Below are 17,826 nucleotides of genomic sequence, written 5' to 3' on the forward strand. Positions count from 1 at the left end.
AGCTGGTGGACGACCGAGGGTGCGCGCTAGAGCGCGAGCAGTTCCTTGGTCGTGATGGTGAGTAGCTCGGGTCCGCCGTCCGCCTCGGGGCGGACGACGAGCGTGTCATCGATCCGGACACCGCCCCGGCCCGGGAGGTGGACCCCCGGTCCGACGGTGACCGGCACACAAGCGTCCAGTTTACCCATGGCCGTGGGGGCGAGCTGCGGGTCCTCGTCGATTTCGAGTCCGACACCATGTCCCGTACGGGGTGCGAGCCCCTCACCGTGCCCCGCGGCCTCCAGCGGGTGCCGGGTGGCGTGGTCCACCTCGCGGTATCCGGCGCTCGGCACAAGGGCCTCCCGACCTGCCCGTTGTGCCGCGAAGACCAGCTCGTACAGCTCGATCTGCCAGTCGGCCGGGGAGGTCCCGATGACAAACGTGCGGCCGATCAGACACCGGTAGCCCCGGTAGTCGGCACCGAGGCCGACGGAGAGGAAATCACCCTCCTCGACCCGGCGGTCCGAGGGATGGTGCCCGCAGCGGCCGGAGTTGGGGCCGGTGGCGACGGCGGTCGGGAAGGCGGGGCCGTCCGCGCCGTGGTCGACCAGGCGCCGCTCCAGCTCCAGCGCGAGATGACGTTCGGTACGGCCCACCAGGATCGACTCCAGCAGCTCGCCCAGCGCCTGGTCGGCGATCTCGGCCGCGATCCGCAGACAGGCGATCTCCTCCTCGTCCTTGACGATCCGCTGCTGCTCGACGGCGCCGCCGAGATCGGTCAGCCGTAGCCGGGGCGCGACGGAGCCGATCGCGCGGTGCCGGGCGACGGTCAGATGGTGCTCCTCCACGGCGAGGGTCCCGGCGGCCGAAGGGCCGAGGGTTCCGGCGGCGGCGATCGCGGGGTCGCCGGTGGTGTGGGGCAGGACGGTGACCCGGAGGTGTTCATCGATCCGCCGTCCCCCGGCGTCGTCGTCCGCGGGGGGACGCGGGCAGAACAGCATGTCTCCGTCGGGGCCGGGGCCGAGCAGCAGTACGGCGCCGGGGGGCGCCCCGCCCGCGAGGTAGCGGACATTGGCGGGGCGGGAGACCAGGGCCGCCGCGTCGCCCGCCGCCGAGCACCGGTCCCGCAGCCGCGCGCGGCGGGCCGCATACACGTCTGACATGACCCGAGCGTATGAGCGAGGGCGTCACCCGGCCGGTTCAGCGCGTCCGACCGGGGGGCGGCGCATGGGCGCCGCCAGGTCCTGTCCGGCCTGGTCGGTCGCCGGCCGTCACCAGTTGGGCGGGCTCGTGAGGGAACGCGCGAGGACGTCGTCGAGAACCCGGGCCGTGGTCTCCACGTCGTACTTGGAGTTGTCGATGATCGTCAGCCCCGAGCCGTACCAGCCGGCCATCCGGCCATGGATGCCGGCCACCTCCTCGTCGGAGAGCCGGCGGTTGCCGCTGCGCTCGGCGTTGCGCTCCAGCACGATCTCCAGCCCCGGCAGCAGGACCACCGGCAGCAGACCGGGCCCGACATGGCGCTTCCAGCCGCCGAGGCCGACGACCGGCCGGTCGGGGAAGACCGCGTCGTCCAGGATGCAGGAGATGCCGTTGGCGAGGAAGTTGCGCGCGGCGAAGCCGCAGGTGCGGCGGGCCAGCCGGTACTGCGCCTCGGAGTGCTCGTTCCAGCCGGACTGCGGATCGGCGAAGCCGGAGCAGACCCATTCGCGGACATCGTCAAGGCTGATGTGCGCGGTGGGCACCTGGCGGCTCATCGCCCAGTGCCGGGCCACGGTCGTCTTGCCCGCGCCGGCCGGGCCGATCAGCAGGACGGCGAGGGTCGCCGCGCCGGTGCCGCCGTCGGGGGCGCGTGGCGGGGCCGGCATGGGGACCGGGCCACCGGGCGGCAGCTGGATGTGTCCGGTGGAGTCCGCGGGAGCGGGAGGCGGCCCGGCGGGCGGCCCCTGCGGCGGTACGGGAGCGCCGTGCGGCGGGTGCGCCGGCGGGCCGGGCGGCTGGTGCGAGCCGGGGGACTGATGCTGCGCGGGCACGTGAGGCGGTCCCGGAGGCTGGTGGGGCGCCGGGGGCTGATGGGGCACGGCCGGTTGCTGCGGCCCCTGGTGCGCCCATCCGCCGGATCCGTACCCCGGTCCCTGGGGAGGCGGCAACGGAGCCCCCGCTGAGTGCTGCATCCGGTGCCACTCCGTCTCGTGCGACTGACGCTGGTCGGCGGCTCCCTGCCCTGTCGGCCGCGCGCTACCGAACGGTACCGCCCCCGGCCGCCACGCTGGCAACGGCCGGGGTGCGCGTACGGTGCCCCGTCAGCCGGACACTTCCTCCGCGAGCGCCCGAAGGGCGAGCCGGTACGAGCCGATACCGAAGCCCGCGACCGTACCGCTGGCGACCGCAGCGACCACCGACGTGTGGCGGAATTCCTCCCGTGCGTACGGATTCGAGATATGCACCTCGATGAGCGGCGCGGTGCGCTGAGCTGCCGCGTCCCGCATTCCGTACGAGTAGTGGGTGAACGCACCGGGGTTGAGAACGACCGGAATTGAACCGTCCGCGGCCTCGTGCAGCCAGCGGATCATCTCCCCCTCGTCATTCGTTTCACGGACGTCGACCTCGAAGCCGAGCTCCTTGCCGAGCTCACGGCAGGCGTCCACCAGACCCGCGTATGTGGTCGCGCCGTAGACATCGGGCTCGCGCGAGCCGAGACGGCCGAGGTTGGGGCCGTTGAGCACGAGGACCCGTCGGGTCACGCCGACACCTCCCCGTACGCGGCGAGCAGCACCGCCGGGTCGGGACCCTCCAGGACGGTCGGCTTGGCGAGCCCGTCCAGCACGATGAAGCGCAGCAGATCACCGCGGGACTTCTTGTCGACCTTCATCGTCTCCAGCAGCTTGGGCCACTGGTCACCGCGGTAGGTCAGCGGCAGCCCGACGGACTCCAGCACGGAGCGGTGCCGGTCCGCGGTCGCGTCGTCCAGCCGGCCGGCGAGCCGGCCCAGTTCCGCGGCGAAGACCATGCCGACGGAGACGGCGGCGCCGTGCCGCCACTTGTAGCGTTCGTTCTTCTCGATCGCGTGGGCGAGGGTGTGGCCGTAGTTCAGGATCTCGCGCAGTCCGGATTCCTTGAGGTCGTTGGAGACGACCTCGGCCTTCACCCGGATCGAGCGCTCGATCAGTTCGGCCGTGTGCGGGCCGGAGGGCGTACGCGCGCCCTCGGGGTCGGACTCGACGAGATCGAGGATGGCCGGGTCCGCGATGAAGCCCGCCTTGATGATCTCGGCCATGCCGCTGACGTAGTCGTGGACGCCCAGCGAGTCCAGCGCGGCGAGGTCGCAGAGCACCCCGGCGGGTGGGTGGAAGGCGCCGACGAGGTTCTTGCCCTCGGCGGTGTTGATTCCGGTCTTGCCGCCCACCGCCGCGTCGACCATGGCAAGCACCGTGGTCGGTACGGCGATCCAGCGCACCCCGCGCAGCCAGGTCGCGGCGACGAACCCGGCGAGGTCGGTGGTGGCTCCACCGCCGACACCGATGATCACATCGGTACGGGTGAAGCCGGTCTGCCCGAGCGCCTTCCAGCAGTACGCGGCGACCTCGACGGTCTTGGCCTCCTCGGCGTTGGGCACCTGGATCGCGACGGCCTCATATCCCTGGTCCGCGAGATCCTGGCGCAGCGCCTCGCCCGTACCCTCCAGCGCTTCCGGGTGCAGGACCGCGACCCGCTTGGCCTTCGGGCCGACGAGCGCGGGCAGCTCCCCCAGCAGCTGCCGGCCGACCAGCACCTCGTACGGGTCGTGCCCGGCGGTGCCGCCGACCTGGATACGGGTGACTGTCTGGTCCGTCATGCGGGGTTCTCCTTGCCGGGGGTCCGGGGTTCTTCTGCCGGGAGGTGCTTGAGCTCCAGCGCGTCGAGGACGGCGCCGGCGACCTCTTCGGGGGTGCGGTCGTCGGTCGGGACCACCACCCGGGCCACATCCGTGTAGTGATGGCGGCGGGCCTCCATCAGCGTCTTCCACTGCTGGCGGGGGTTGACGGCCAGCAGCGGGCGGGCGACGTTCAGCCCGACCCGTTTGACGGCCTCGCCGACCTCCATCGACAGATAGACGACGGGGAGCCCGGCGAGCAGTTCACGCGTGGCGGCGTCGAGGACCGCGCCGCCGCCGAGGGCCAGCACGCCCCGGTGCTCGGCGATCGCCAGCCGTACCGCCTCGTGCTCCAGCTCACGGAAGCGCGGCTCGCCCTCGTCCACGAAGATGTCCGCGATCGACCGCCCCTGGGCGGCGACGATATCGGCGTCACTGTCGCGGAAGCCGGTGCCCAGACGCTCGGCGAGCAGCTCGCCGACGGTGGACTTGCCGACCCCCATCGGCCCGACCAGCACGATGACCGGTGCGCTCACCTGATCTGCCCCCTTCACCGGATCTGCCTTCGTCTCCGGATCCGGCCCGCTCATCGGATCCGGATGTTGTCGAGGTACGAGCGGACATTGCGCCGCGTCTCGGGCACGCTGTCGCCGCCGAACTTCTCGGCGACCGCGTCCGCGAGCGTCAGCGCCACCATGGCCTCGGCGACGATGCCGGCGGCCGGCACGGCACACACGTCGGAGCGCTGGTGGTGCGCCTTCGTGGCCTCGCCGGTGACCACGTCGACGGTGGCCAGCGCGCGCGGCACGGTCGCGATGGGCTTCATCGCGGCCCGTACGCGCAGCAGCTCACCGGTCGTCAGCCCGCCCTCGGTGCCGCCGGAGCGGCCGGACGCGCGCCTGATGCCGTCGTCGGTCGCCACGATCTCGTCGTGCGCCCGCGATCCCGGCACCCGCGCCAGTCCGAAGCCGTCGCCGACCTCGACGCCCTTGATCGCCTGAATGCCCATCAGGGCGGCGGCGAGGCGCGCGTCGAGCCTGCGGTCCCAGTGCACATGCGAGCCGAGCCCGACGGGCACTCCGTACGCCAGCACCTCGACCACACCGCCGAGGGTGTCGCCGTCCTTGTGTGCCTGATCGATCTCCGCGACCATCGCCTCGCTCGCGTCCGCGTCCAGACAGCGCACCGGATCCGCGTCCAGCTTCGCCACATCCGACGGCGTCGGGTAGACGCCGTACGGAGCCTTGGCCGCGGCCAGCTCGACGACATGGGACACGATCTCGATCCCGGCCGTCTCCTTCAGATACGAACGTGCCACCGCGCCGAGCGCGACCCGCGCGGCGGTCTCCCGCGCGCTGGCCCGCTCCAGGACAGGCCGGGCCTCGTCGAAGCCGTACTTCTGCATCCCGGCCAGATCGGCGTGGCCGGGCCGGGGCCTGGTCAGCGGCTCGTTACGGGCCAGTCCCGCCAGCACCTCGGGGTCGACCGGATCGGCCGCCATGACCTGTTCCCACTTGGGCCACTCGGTGTTGCCCACCATGATCGCGACGGGTGATCCCATGGTCAGACCATGCCGTACACCGCCGAGGAAGGTGACCTCGTCGCGCTCGAACTTCATCCGGGCACCGCGCCCATAACCGAGGCGCCGCCGGGCCAGGTGGTCCGCCACCATCTCCGTGGTGATGGGCACACCGGCGGGAAGTCCCTCCAGCGTCGCCACGAGTGCGGGGCCGTGCGACTCCCCCGCGGTCAGCCAGCGCAACCTGCTCAACGGTGCTCCTCATACTCGCGCCCGGAACTGCAGCGGCACGACCGGGTGCGCGGCCCTGGCCCGCCTTGTCCGATCCTCCCACGGCCGGGAGGCCGACCGACGACACGGTCCGATACGCGGACAAAGACGCGCGGAGAGGGGCCTGACGGGCGGGGCGCCCGCCCGTCAGGATGAGGGCGAGGACGGGGACGGGCGGGCAGCGTCCGCCCTCCCGCCGAGTGCGGCGTTTCCCGCCGCCCGCATGACGGCGAGCGGCGCCGGCGAGCGGCCCGTCATCAGTTCCACCTGGAGCACCGCTTGGTGCACCAGCAGATCGAGCCCGCCGATGACCGCCCCGTCGCGCTTCTCCCAGGCAGCCGCGAGCGGGGTCGGCCAGGGCTCGTACAGCACGTCGAAGAGCGTCCCGGCCCCGGCGGGGACGGCGGCCGTCAGCTCATCGGTGGCACCGGCCGGGGTGGTGGCGATCACGAGCGGGGCGCGCAGAGCCCGGTCCGCCTCCGCCCAGTCGGCGATCCGGACCTCGACGGCAAGCCGCTCGGCCCAGCCGCGCATCTCGGCCGCGCGGGTCTCACTGCGTACGTACGCGGTGACCGGGCCCGTACAGATCAGGGAGAGCGCCGCGACGGCGGACGAGGCGGTCGCGCCCGCGCCGAGGATCGCCGCGGACTCCACCTTCTCGACGCCACGCTCACGCAGCGCGGCGATCATGCCGGGGATATCGGTGTTGTCGCCGGTGCGCCGGCCGTCGTCGCCCAGGACGACGGTGTTGACGGCCTCCACCGAGGCGGCGGTGTCGCTGATCTCGTCCAGCAGCGGGATGACGGCCCGCTTGAGCGGCATGGTCAGCGAGAGACCGGCCCAGGACGGATCGTCGCGCAGCGAATCGAAGAAGCCGGGGAGCCCGACCTCTCCGACCTCGAACCTGTCGTACGACCAGTCGTCGAGGCCCAGCGCGTCATACGCGGCGCGATGCAGCACCGGGGACAGTGAGTGGGCGATGGGCGATCCGAGGACCGCCGCCCGCCGTCGTCCGGTCACGGTTTCTTGCTTTCCTTCTCGTACTGCTGACGGTTCTCCTCGTGCTCCTCATTGGTGACGGCGAAGAGCGTCTTGTCCGAGGTCACCGAGACGAAGTAGTACCAAGGACCGTCCGCCGGATCGATCGACGAGTTCAGAGCGTCGGCGCCCGGATTTCCGATCGGACCCGGGGGCAGCCCCTTGATGTCGTAGGTGTTGTACGGGTCCTTGATCTTCCGGAGATTGTCGACCGCACCGAGATCCAGTCTGCTCTGGCTCTTGATGTAGTTGACCGTGGAGTCGAACTCAAGACGTCCGACGGTCTCCGTGTTCTCCGGCTGGAGGCGGTTGTAGACAACGCGCGCGACCTTGTCGAAGTCGTGCTTGTACTTGCCTTCCGCCTGGACGAGGCTCGCGACCGTGATCAGCTGGAGCGGTGATTTCAGTCCGAGCTTATCGGCCTCGCCCTTGAGGTCCTGCTTGCTGTATTCGGCGTTGGCGCGGGCGACCATCTTCTTGAGGACGGCCTCGGGCTTCATTCCCTTGGCGACCGGATAGCTCGCGGGGAAGAGGAAACCCTCCAGCGGGTCCTTGATGTCCTTGTTGTCATTCGCCCAATTCGGCAGACCGAGGTTCTTCGCCTCCGCCTTGGCGACAGCCGCGGTCTCGCCCTTCTTGAGTTCGAGCCGCTTGTCGATCTCCTCGTACACCCAGACATTGCGCTTGCCCTCGGGAATGACCAGCGCGTTGCGGCTGCTCGGGCTGAGCATGGTCTTCACGGCGTTCGCCGCCGACATTTTCTTGCTGAGCCGGTAGACACCCGCCTGGATGGTATTGCCCTTGGGATTCGCCTGCTGCGCGGAGACAAAGGCGCGCTGGCTCTTCACCACGCCCTTCTTCACCAGGAGTGCGGCGATCTCATAGCCGCCCGCACCCTGCGGAATCACCACTTCCACCGAGCCGGATCCGGTGCCGACGAAATCCGGCGGGGGGCCGAATTTCGTCTGCCAGTACTGGTAGCCGACATAGCCGACGCCACCGACACCGCCGACCAGCACCGCGGCCACGACGACGCAGGCGACGCCGTTGCGGCCCTTCTTCTTCGTTTTGCCGCGACGGTCTCTGCCACCGCCGCCCCGGCGGCCCTCGCCCGGTTCGGCGTCCTCGTCGTCGCCGCCGCCGTCACCGGTGAAGAAGGGGTGGGTCTCCTTCTGCTGCTCGTCCTCCCAGCCGTCACCCTGATCGGGCGCGGGCTCCGGCTCGGCGCGTCGCTGAGCGGGCGGCTGTGGGGGCGGATAGGCGTCGGGGGTGGCGTAGTAATCCTGGTTGTCGCCGTAGCCGGCGGGCTGCTGGGAGTCGTAGGACGTCCCGGGCTGTCCGCCGTACGGCATGGTGGCCTGCTGGCCGTTGTCCCAACTGCCGTTGTACTGCGGGTCGTTGTACTGCGGCTGCGGATGCTGCTGATGGGACTGCCGCGCCTGCTGGGCATGCTGCTGCGGCTGCTGGGCATGCTGCTGATGGGCCTGCTGCTGGTGACCGCCGTACTGCTGGGTCTGGTGGGACTGCTGCGGTTCGCCGTACTGAGGGTTGTGGTACTGCTGCCCGTCGTACTGCGGCTGCTGCGCCTCGTAGTGCGGCTGCCCACCGTGCTGCTGCTGGTACTGCTGCTGCTGGTAAGGGTCCTGACCACCCCCGTACGGCGCCTGCCCCTGCGGGTGCGGCTGCTGCGCGTACTGCTGCTGAGGCTGCCCGGCATAGGGAGCGCTGCCGTCGGTGGCCTGCTGTGCCGCCCACCCCTGGTCCCCGTACAAGGGGTCCCCGGGGTGCCACGGTTCGGAGCCGGGGCCCCGGCCATAGTCAGTCATCGATCCCCTAGAGCCGCGAGACGATGACCGCGGAGCGCCGTGGCACCGCGTCCGTTTCGCCTCTTTGCTGTGCGCCAGCTGTTCGAACACTGCCGCATCGCGCGGAACGTTACCGTATCGCGATCAGATGACCACTTCGACGCCCTCGCCAGGAGGATTACCTGATACCCGTTCGGCCTCAAGCGCGCTCTGGAGGATGACGACCGCCGCCACTTGGTCGATCACGGACCGGCCCTTCTTCGCCTTCACGCCCGAGGCCCGCAGACCCTGACTGGCCGTCACTGTGCTCATCCGCTCATCGACCAGTCGTACGGGAAGCGGCGCGATGGACCGCGCCATCTCGTCGGCGAACGTACGTACCTTCGCCGCGGCCGGTCCCTCGCCCCCGTTGAGGGAGCGCGGGAGCCCGATCAGCACCTCGATCGGTTCGTACTCCTCGACGATCTGGCGCAGCCGCCGGTGGGCGGCCGGGACATCGCGGCCCGGCACGGTCTCCACCGGCGTGGCGAGGATCCCGTCGGGGTCGCACGAGGCGACCCCGATCCGGGCGTCCCCGACATCGATCGCGAGCCGGCGTCCGCGTCGCATACGGCGTCAGGCCGTCTCGGCGACGAGGCGTTCCACGGCGGCGACGGCGTCCCCGATGGCGTCCGGGTTCTGGCCGCCGCCCTGGGCGACGTCCGGCTTGCCGCCACCGCCGCCGCCGAGGGTCTTGGCGGCGGTACGGACCAGGTCACCGGCTTTGAGACCGCGTCCACGAGCGGCCTCGTTGGTGGCGATGACCGTCAGCGGGCGCCCGTTGGCCGTGGTGAACAGCGCCACGACGACCGGCCGGTCGCCCTGGACGCGGCCCCGTACATCGAGGACCAGCTTGCGCAGATCGTCGGCCGAGGTGCCGTCCGGGACCTGCCCGGTGACCAGCGCCGTGCCCCGTACGTCCTTGGCGCTCTCGGCGAGTCCGGCGGCGGCGGCGAGCACCTTCTCCGCGCGGAACCTCTCGATCTCCTTCTCGGCGTCCTTCAGCTTGGCCAGCATGCCGGAGATCTTCTCGGGCAGTTCCTCGGAACGGCCCTTGACCAGCTCCTGGAGCTGGGCGACGACGGTGTGCTCCTTGGCGAGGAAGTTGTAGGCGTCCACGCCGACCAGGGCCTCGATACGCCGTACCCCGGAGCCGATGGACGACTCACCGAGCAACTTCACCAGCCCCAGCTGGGCGGTGTTGTGGACATGCGTACCGCCGCACAGCTCCTTGGAGAAGTCGCCGATGGTGACGACACGGACCCGCTCGCCGTACTTCTCACCGAACTCGGCGATGGCGCCCTGCTTCTTGGCCTCGTCGATCGACATGACCTCGGCCTGCACATCCAGCTCGCGGGCCAGGACCTCATTGATCTTCTGCTCGACATCGAGGAGGACCGTGCCGGGTACGGCGGCGGGCGAGCCGAAGTCGAAGCGGAAGCGGCCCGGCGAGTTCTCCGAGCCGGCCTGGGCGGCCGTCGGGCCGAGGGCGTCACGCAACGCCTGGTGTGTGAGGTGCGTGGCGCTGTGGGCGCGGGCGATGGCGCGGCGGCGGTTGATGTCGATGGCGGCGTAGGCGGAGGAACCCACCGTCACCTCGCCGACCTGCACGGATCCCTTGTGTACGGAGACACCGGGGACCGGCTGCTGGACATCGCGGACCTGGATGACGGCGCCGGTGTCGAGCTTGATCCGGCCCTGGTCGGCGAGCTGGCCACCGCCCTCGGCGTAGAAGGGCGTGCGGTCGAGGACGATCTCGACCTCGTCGCCCTCGGTGGCGGCGGGCGACGGCACACCGTCGACGAGCAGGCCGACGATGGTCGACTCGCCCGCGGTGGAGGTGTAGCCGGTGAACTCGGTGGTGCCGCTGTTGTCGGCGACGGCGCGGTAGGCGGAGAGGTCGGCATGGCCGGACTTCTTGGCCTTGGCGTCGGCCTTGGCCCGCTCCCGCTGCTCCTTCATGAGCCGCCGGAAGCCGTCCTCGTCCACGGAGAGGCCCTGTTCGGCGGCCATCTCCAGGGTGAGGTCGATCGGGAAGCCCCAGGTGTCGTGGAGCAGGAACGCCTTGTCGCCGGAGAGGACCTGACCGCCGGCGGACTTGGTCTCGGTGACGGCGGTGTCGAGGATGTTCGTGCCGCCCTTGAGGGCCTTGAGGAAGGCGGCCTCCTCGGCGAGGGCCACGGTCTCGATGCGCTTGCGGTCGGTCTCCAGCTCCGGGTACTGCTCACCCATGGTCTTGATGACCACGTCGATCAGATCGGCGACGACCGGTTCGGTGGCGCCGAGGAGCCGCATATTGCGGATGGCGCGGCGCATGATCCGGCGCAGCACATAACCGCGGCCCTCGTTGCCGGGGGTGACGCCGTCACCGATGAGCATGGCGGACGTACGGATGTGGTCGGCCACCACGCGCAGGGAGACGTCCGAGCCGTGGTCGGCGCCGTAGCGCACCCCGGTCAGCTCGGTGGCCTTGTCCATGACGACGCGCAGGGTGTCGGTCTCGTACATGTTCTGTACGCCCTGGAGGATCATGGCGAGACGTTCGAGGCCGAGACCGGTGTCGATGTTCTTCGACGGCAGCTCACCGAGGATCTCGAAGTCCTCCTTGCCGGTCCCCTCACCGCGCTCGAACTCCATGAAGACCAGGTTCCAGATCTCCACATAGCGCTCGTCGTTGACGGCGGGGCCGCCCTCGACTCCGAATTCGGGGCCGCGGTCGTAGTTGATCTCCGAGCAGGGGCCGCAGGGTCCCGGCACGCCCATCGACCAGTAGTTGTCCTTCTTGCCCAGCCGCTGGATGCGCTCGGCCGGTACGCCGATCTTCTCGCGCCAGATCTGCTCGGCCTCGTCGTCATCGAGGTAGACGGTGATCCACAGGCGCTCCGGGTCGAGCCCGTAACCGCCGTCCGCCACGGAGCTGGTCAGCAGCTCCCAGGCGTAGGTGATCGCGCCTTCCTTGAAGTAGTCGCCGAAGGAGAAGTTGCCGCACATCTGGAAGAACGTGCCGTGCCGGGTGGTCTTGCCGACCTCTTCGATGTCCGGTGTGCGCACGCACTTCTGCACGCTGGTGGCGCGCGGAGCGGGCGGCTTGACCTCGCCGAGGAAGTACGGCTTGAAGGGCACCATGCCCGCCGGGACCAGCAGCAGAGTCGGGTCGTCCGCGATGAGCGACGCCGAAGGGACGACGGTGTGACCGCGCTCCTCGAAGAAGCTCAGCCAGCGGCGACGAATTTCAGCCGACTCCATCAGTGGTCCTCATTCCGGTTGTGCGGGTCGTAGTGACGCGAGTGGTGGTTCTGAATGGCGGCGAGCCGCCTGGGCGCGGGAAGTGCGGGGTCGAGGGGGGCTTCGAGGCCGAGCGCCTCGCCCAGCTCCGCCTCGCGCCGCACCATTCCCGTCCTGACGTCAACGGCGAATTCCCTGACTTTGTGCCCGGCGTCGATCGCCTTGTTCGCGGCCTGGGCTGCAAGGCTCTCCGGGGTCAGCTGCTTGAGCTTGCGGTGGACCTTGGTGGTGGCCCAGACGCCGGCGGCCGCGCCCGCGGTGAACCAGAACGTACGGCGGAGCATCGCTGCGTCAGCCCTTCTTCTTCCTGCGCCGGGCGGACGGCAGCGTACGCCCGGCGATGACCGTGCGCCGGACAGCCGGCTCGGGCGCCGCGCCGGCGTCCGGTGCTCCTCTGCGCCCGAGCGCCTGGCGTACGCCATAGCCGAATGCCGCGACCTTGACCAGCGGTCCGCCGAAGGTCGAGGCGACCGTCGTGGAGAGCGCCGAGGCGTTGGAGGTGACTTCCTGGACGTCCGTCGCGATGGCGTCCACCCGGTCGAGCTGGGTCTGCGCGGAGCGGACCGTCACCGACGCGTCCGCCAGCAGCGGCACGGCCTGTTCGGTCACCTCCGCCACCAGCCTGGTGGTCGCCTTGAGGGTCTGGGCCAGCCTCACCAGCACCACGGCCAGGAAGGAGACCAGGATGGCCCAGAACACGGCCACCAGGATCCCGGCAACCTCTCCACCGGTCACGCCGCACCGCTCCCTGATCGTCGACGGTCATCTGGAAAGCGACTGGAAAGTCGTCCTCCGACCCTATCGCGCCGGGGGTCGCGTCCCGTACCGCATTAGTGGCGCCCAGGGTCGCGTTCGGCGAGAAAGATTGTACGGAGTGCGGCCGGTTGAGTACTCTGCGTGTCCCATGCGACGCCCCTTTCGCTCCGGCCCTCCGTCGGCCGCGCCCGCCCCGGCTCCGGGAAATCTTCCCGCCGAGCTGAACCGCTTCGTGGGGCGCGAGGACGAGCTGGCCGTCCTGACGCGGCATCTCGGGGAATCCCGGCTGGTCACGGTGGTGGGGGTCGGCGGAGTCGGCAAGACCCGGCTGGCGCTGAAAGCCGCCGCTTCCCTGAAGAAACGCTACTGCGATGGCATCTGGCTCGCCGAACTCTCCGCGCTCCGCGACCCCGAACTGCTCGAACACGCGCTGGTGGAGGCGCTGGGGCTGACTGACCACAGCAGCAGGCCCACGCGCCGGGTGCTCGCCGGCCATCTCGCCACCCGTCAACTGCTGCTGGTCATCGACGGGTTCGAGCAGCTTGTCGACGCCTGCGCCACGCTCGTACGGGAACTGCTGCGCCGGGCACCGGAGTTGCGGGTTCTCGCCGTCGGCAGACGACCGCTCAGGGTGGACGGTGAACTCACCTTCTCGCTCGCCCCGATGACCGAGACGGACGCGGTCCGGCTCTTCACGGAACGGGCCGCCGCCCTGTCGCCCGGCCCCCGGCCGGCCGCCGCCCGTACCGCCGCCGTACAGGAGCTGTGCCGGCGCCTCGACGGGATCCCGCTCGCCCTCGAACTTGCGGCCGGACGGCTCCATGTCCTCTCCGTCGAGCAGATCCTCGACCGCGTCGGGGACCGTTTCCGGGTACTCACCGACGGCAGACGGGGCGCACCGCCGCGCCATCAGACGCTCAGGACCGCGATCGGCTGGAGCCATGAGCTGTGCACCCCGGCCGAACGGCTGCTGTGGGCGCGGCTGTCGGTCTTCGCCGGACCGTTCGACCTGGAAGCCGCCGAGTATGTGTGCGGCGGACCGGAACTGCCGGACGAAGAAGTCCTTGACGTACTCGCCGAGCTGATCTCGCAGTCCCTCGTCGTCCGCGAGGAGACCCCGGCGGGTACCCGCTACCGGATGCTGGACACCGTCAGGGCGTACGGCGCCGAGTGGCTGGAGGCCCTGGAGGACACCGACCGGATGCGCCGCCGGCACCGCGACTGGTACATGGGTCTCGCGACCTGGTACGAGCTGGACTGGTTCGGCCCGCGCCAGTCCGATGTGGCGGCCGGTACGGAGAGCGCGCTGCCCAATCTGCGCGCGGCGCTCGAACTGTGTCTGGAGAGTCCCGAAGAGGCGCATCTGGGCCAGCATCTGGCGGGGACGCTCTGGTTCTACTGGGCGGGATGCGGCCGGCTGACCGAGGGGCGGCACTGGCTGGTCCGGGCCCTCGCGCTGGACACCCCGTACGACGAGTCACGGCTCAAGGCCCTGTGGGTGCTCGGCTATGTGGCGGTTCTCCAGGGGGACAGCACGGCCGCCGTGGGCGCCCTGCACGAGTGCCGGGAGGAGGCCGCGCGTACCGGCAACGCGCTGGCGCGCGCCTATGCCGTGCACCGGCTGGGCTGTCAGGCGCTGCTCACCGACGACATGCCGCGGGCCGAACGGCTGCTGCGCACGGCGCTCGACGCGTACCGGGAACTCGGCGAGCTGAACAGCAATGTGCTGATGGGCCAGGTCGAGCTGGCCATGTCGCTGGTCTTCCAGGACGATCTGGAGGCGGCCGTCGCCCTGTGCGTGGAGGTCCGCGAGATCTGCGAGGACAGCGGCGAGCGCTGGACCCGGGCGTACGCGCTGTATGTACTGGCCTACGCGGCCTGGACGCGTGACGCGCACGCCGAGGCGCGCGCGCTGATCGCGGAGTCGATCACCATCCACCACGGGTTCAACGATCTGGTGGGTCTGGTGCTGGCCGTCGAGCTGATGGCACTGGTGACGGCGAGCGAGGGCGATCCGGCGGAGGCCGCGGTGCTCCAGGGGGCCGCCGGCCGGCTGTGGGAGTCGGTCGGCCCGAAGCTGTTCGGCTCCGGCTTCTTCGGTGCGCCGCGCGCGCTGTGCGAGCGGCGCGCGAGCGAGGTGCTGGGTACGGAGCGGTACGCGGCGTACGAGGGCGAGGGGCACGGGCTGTCGATGAGCGCGACCGTGGAGCGGGCGCTCGCCGAGCGCCGGCCGGCCGCCGCGCTGCCGCACCAGCAGCCCGAGGCGTCCCGGCCGGCCCGGAAGACGCGGAAGCCCGCCGGCTCCCCCACCGTACGGGGCGGGGAAGCGGCGGGCTGAGACGCCGTGCGACCGGGTCGTGTCCGCGTCAGCGGGCGTAGTACTCGACGACCAGCTGCTCGTCGCAGATGACCGGGATCTCCTTGCGCTGCGGGTCACGGTCCAGGCGGAACGCCAGGGCCTTCAGGTTGACCTGCAGGTAGCGCGGGGTCTCGCCGTCCGTGTCGTAGCCACCCTCGCGCGCGACCTGGAAGGGGACCTTCTCGCGGCTGCGCTCGCGGACCATCACGACGTCGTCGGGACGGACGCGGAACGACGGCTTGTCGACCTTGCCACCGTTGACCTCGATGTGGCCGTGCACGACCATCTGGCGGGCCTGGTAGATGGTGCGGGCGATGCCCGACCGCAGGACCAGCGCGTCGAGGCGGCGCTCCAGCTCGACGACCAGAGCCTCACCCGTCTTGCCCTCGGCCTTGCGGGCGCGGTCGTAGGCGCGGGCCATCTGGCGCTCGCTGATGTCGTACTGGGCGCGCAGGCGCTGCTTCTCCAGCAGACGGACCTTGTAGTCACTGTTCTGCTTGCGTCCACGGCCGTGCTCGCCCGGCGGGTAGGGACGGGCCTCGAAGTACTTGACAGCCTTCGGCGTCAGCGCGATACCGAGCGCGCGTGACTTCTTGACCTTGGGACGCGACTGGTTAGGCACGTTCTCCAGACCTCCGTTGTAGGTTAGGTTAGGCTCACCTTACTTAAGGAGATCGCATGTCTCGCCCTGGGAACACCACGCGCATCACAGACAGCCTCGGCGCACAGAGCGACGATTCGACGGAGGTCCGATCAGCTCATGGTCAGCCGCGTCCCAGCGGGCTTGAAATCGATCGGATGCCGTCAGCAGCCGAGCGCACACGAACTCTCGTACAGGGTACATGCTCAGCAGTACTGATCATTCCGGGCCTGGACGGGGCCACGCCCTACCAGCTGATGCCCGACACCCGGAGCGTCGGACCGGACGGTGAGGTGTTCCTCGCGTTCCCCGCCGACTCCCCCGCCGTACGCGCCGCGACGTACGCGCAGGACGACGAGCTGAACGCGGTGCTGGAGATCACGGACGTCGCGCCCGTGTCCGTACCCCACCGTATCCGGGGCCGGGCCTGGCTCTCCGGTTGGCTCACCCGCGTACCGGGCGAGGCCGAACCCGGTCGTATGACGCTGCGGCTGGAGGTCGGCGAGGCGTGTGTGGACGATCTCTGGGGAGCGGAGACGGTGGAGCCCGAGGACTTCGCCACGGCCGAGGCCGATCCGCTGGTGGAACACGAGGCGGAACTGCTCCAGCATCTGCACTCCGCCCACGGCGCGGAGGTCCAGGGGCTGCGCGGGCTGCTCGGCGAGCGGGCCGCGGGCTCCCCGGAGACCGGGGCGGCCGGAACCGTCGCCGTACCTGTCGCGCTCGACCGCTTCGGGCTGCGGGTGCGCTTCACCGGAGTGCGGTGCTTCGACGCCCGCTTCGACTTCCCCGAGCCGGTGCGGAACGTCAGCGAACTGCGGTACGCGATGCACACGCTCTTCGACGCGGCCGCCGGATAGGCCCTGTCCGGCTCAGGCGCCGTCCCCGCGCAGCCGCTCGCGCACCCTGTCGACCACATCGGCGTAGCGCGCCTCCGCGCCGTACCGCGTGGGCTCGTAGTAGCGCCTGCCTCGCACCTCGTCCGGGAGGTACTGCTGGGCCGCGATCCCGCCCGGCACATCGTGCGGATAGATATAGCCCTGGGCGTGGCCCAGCTTGGCCGCGCCCTTGTAGTGGCCGTCGCGCAGATGTGCGGGGACCGGCCCCGCCAGCCCCTTCTTCACATCCTCCAGGGCCGCGGAGATGGCGGTCGTGGCCGCGTTCGACTTGGGGGCCAGCGCGAGCGCGATGGTGGCATGGCTCAGGGTGAGAGCGGCCTCCGGGAAACCGATCATGGCCACTGCCTGGGCGGCGGCGACCGCTATCGGCAGGGCGGCCGGATCCGCCAGACCGATGTCCTCGCTCGCCGAGATCATCAGCCGTCTGGCGATGAAGCGGGGGTCCTCGCCCGCCTCGATCATCCGGGCCAGATAGTGCAGCGCCGCGTCCACGTCGGAGCCGCGGATGGACTTGATGAGCGCGCTCGCCACGTCGTAGTGCTGATCGCCGTCACGGTCGTAGGCCACCGCCGCCCGGTCGACGGTCTCCTCCACGGTCCGGAGGCTGATCTCCTTCTCGCTCTTGTCGATCGCGGCGCCGGCCGCCGCCTCCAGCGCCGTCAGCGCGCGCCGGGCGTCGCCGCCCGCGATCCGCAGCAGATGCGCCTCGGCGTCGTCGGGGAGCGTGACCGCGCCGCCGAGACCGCGCTCCTCGGTGAGCGCCCGCCGCAGCAGACCGCGCAGATCGTCGTCGCTGAGCGGCTCCAGCGTGAGCAGCAGGGAGCGGGAGAGCAGCGGGGAGATCACCGAGAAGTACGGATTCTCGGTGGTGGCGGCGATGAGCGTGACCCAGCGGTTCTCGACCGCGGGCAGCAGGGAGTCCTGCTGGGCCTTGCTGAAGCGGTGGATCTCGTCGAGGAAGAGGACGGTCTCCTTGCCGAAGCCACCGGAGGCGCGGCGGGCCCCGTCGATGACGGCCCTGACCTCTTTGACGCCCGCGGTGATCGCGGAGAGCTCCACGAAGCGCTTGTTGGTCGCCTTGGAGACGACATACGCGAGGGTCGTCTTGCCCGTGCCCGGCGGGCCCCAGAGGATCACGGACGAAGGGCCGGCGGGGCCGCCGTTGCCCTCGCCCACCAGCCTCCGCAGCGGGGATCCCGGCTTCAGCAGATGACTCTGGCCGACGACTTCGTCGAGAACGCGCGGGCGCATCCGGACGGCCAGGGGGCTGCTGGACGGGTCCTTCTCCTGGCGGTCTTCCGCCGCTGCGGTAAAGAGGTCGGGCTCCACGCGTGAAGCCTATGCCAGAGCACTGACAACGCCGGGCCCGTCGGCGGAGCCCTCA

General features: G+C 70.6%; 16 protein-coding genes. 2 read left to right on the plus strand and 14 right to left on the minus strand.

All coding sequences use genetic code 11. The annotated features are described in order from the left end of the window. Positions 1-26: 26 nt before the first annotated feature. The 12 genes from ACFRMN_RS32495 to ACFRMN_RS32550 all read right to left on the minus strand — a co-directional run bounded on the left by ACFRMN_RS32495 (position 27) and on the right by ACFRMN_RS32550 (position 12,523). A complete protein-coding gene (locus tag ACFRMN_RS32495) occupies positions 27-1,142 on the minus strand; it encodes an aminopeptidase P family protein (protein WP_383026471.1) in 1,116 nt (371 codons plus the stop codon). Between the two features lie 108 nt (positions 1,143-1,250). Beyond that, positions 1,251-2,153: a Pro-rich N-terminal domain-containing protein gene (locus ACFRMN_RS32500; RefSeq protein WP_383026474.1), complete on the minus strand. Its 903-nt coding sequence runs from the start codon at positions 2,151-2,153 to the stop codon at positions 1,251-1,253. Between the two features lie 129 nt (positions 2,154-2,282). Further along, positions 2,283-2,723, minus strand: coding sequence for a type II 3-dehydroquinate dehydratase (gene aroQ, locus ACFRMN_RS32505; protein ID WP_383026477.1), 441 nt, complete (start codon positions 2,721-2,723; stop codon positions 2,283-2,285). Next, positions 2,720-3,814, minus strand: coding sequence for a 3-dehydroquinate synthase (gene aroB, locus ACFRMN_RS32510; protein WP_030355496.1), 1,095 nt, complete (start codon positions 3,812-3,814; stop codon positions 2,720-2,722). The genes aroQ and aroB overlap by 4 nt, the downstream gene beginning before the upstream one ends. After that, on the minus strand, positions 3,811-4,368 hold the full coding sequence (locus ACFRMN_RS32515) for a shikimate kinase (RefSeq protein WP_383026480.1): 558 nt from the start codon (positions 4,366-4,368) through the stop codon (positions 3,811-3,813). Before ACFRMN_RS32515 ends, aroB begins: the two co-directional genes overlap by 4 nt. A gap of 50 nt (positions 4,369-4,418) precedes the next feature. Continuing rightward, a complete protein-coding gene (gene aroC, locus ACFRMN_RS32520) occupies positions 4,419-5,603 on the minus strand; it encodes a chorismate synthase (protein WP_383026483.1) in 1,185 nt (394 codons plus the stop codon). 165 nt (positions 5,604-5,768) lie between these two features. After that, the gene (locus tag ACFRMN_RS32525) at positions 5,769-6,641 is read right to left on the minus strand and encodes a shikimate dehydrogenase (RefSeq protein ID WP_383026485.1); all 873 of its coding nucleotides are present in this window, start codon (positions 6,639-6,641) and stop codon (positions 5,769-5,771) included. After that, positions 6,638-8,485 (minus strand): endolytic transglycosylase MltG, encoded by a 1,848-nt coding sequence (gene mltG, locus ACFRMN_RS32530; protein ID WP_383026488.1) that lies wholly within the window; start codon positions 8,483-8,485, stop codon positions 6,638-6,640. The genes ACFRMN_RS32525 and mltG overlap by 4 nt, the downstream gene beginning before the upstream one ends. Before the next feature lie 123 nt (positions 8,486-8,608). After that, positions 8,609-9,073: a Holliday junction resolvase RuvX gene (gene ruvX / locus ACFRMN_RS32535; protein WP_383026491.1), complete on the minus strand. Its 465-nt coding sequence runs from the start codon at positions 9,071-9,073 to the stop codon at positions 8,609-8,611. 6 nt (positions 9,074-9,079) lie between these two features. Next, on the minus strand, positions 9,080-11,749 hold the full coding sequence (gene alaS, locus ACFRMN_RS32540) for an alanine--tRNA ligase (RefSeq protein WP_383026493.1): 2,670 nt from the start codon (positions 11,747-11,749) through the stop codon (positions 9,080-9,082). Next, positions 11,749-12,072 (minus strand): DUF6167 family protein, encoded by a 324-nt coding sequence (locus ACFRMN_RS32545; RefSeq protein ID WP_383026496.1) that lies wholly within the window; start codon positions 12,070-12,072, stop codon positions 11,749-11,751. The genes alaS and ACFRMN_RS32545 overlap by 1 nt, the downstream gene beginning before the upstream one ends. A gap of 7 nt (positions 12,073-12,079) precedes the next feature. After that, positions 12,080-12,523 (minus strand): DUF948 domain-containing protein, encoded by a 444-nt coding sequence (locus tag ACFRMN_RS32550; RefSeq protein ID WP_383026499.1) that lies wholly within the window; start codon positions 12,521-12,523, stop codon positions 12,080-12,082. A gap of 169 nt (positions 12,524-12,692) precedes the next feature. On the opposite strand from ACFRMN_RS32550, the gene ACFRMN_RS32555 reads away from it, so the two are divergent. Next, positions 12,693-14,882: an ATP-binding protein gene (locus ACFRMN_RS32555; RefSeq protein ID WP_383026501.1), complete on the plus strand. Its 2,190-nt coding sequence runs from the start codon at positions 12,693-12,695 to the stop codon at positions 14,880-14,882. 28 nt (positions 14,883-14,910) lie between these two features. Here the strand turns inward: ACFRMN_RS32555 and rpsD are convergent, their stop codons facing one another. Beyond that, positions 14,911-15,525, minus strand: a complete 615-nt coding sequence (gene rpsD, locus ACFRMN_RS32560) for a 30S ribosomal protein S4 (protein WP_030355486.1) — start codon at positions 15,523-15,525, stop codon at positions 14,911-14,913. Between the two features lie 176 nt (positions 15,526-15,701). Here rpsD and ACFRMN_RS32565 point away from each other — a divergent pair, with 176 nt between their 5' ends. Continuing rightward, a complete protein-coding gene (locus ACFRMN_RS32565) occupies positions 15,702-16,403 on the plus strand; it encodes a DUF2470 domain-containing protein (protein ID WP_383026503.1) in 702 nt (233 codons plus the stop codon). Positions 16,404-16,415: 12 nt separating this feature from the next. On the opposite strand, the gene ACFRMN_RS32570 is transcribed toward ACFRMN_RS32565, so the two are convergent. Next, entirely contained in the window at positions 16,416-17,771 is a 1,356-nt protein-coding gene (locus tag ACFRMN_RS32570) for a replication-associated recombination protein A (protein ID WP_383026505.1), read from the minus strand. Between the last annotated feature and the right edge of the window lie 55 nt (positions 17,772-17,826).

Origin of the sequence: Streptomyces sp. NPDC056835 (assembly GCF_042789485.1) — a bacterium.
In the GTDB taxonomy this organism is placed as follows: Bacteria; Actinomycetota; Actinomycetes; order Streptomycetales; family Streptomycetaceae; genus Streptomyces.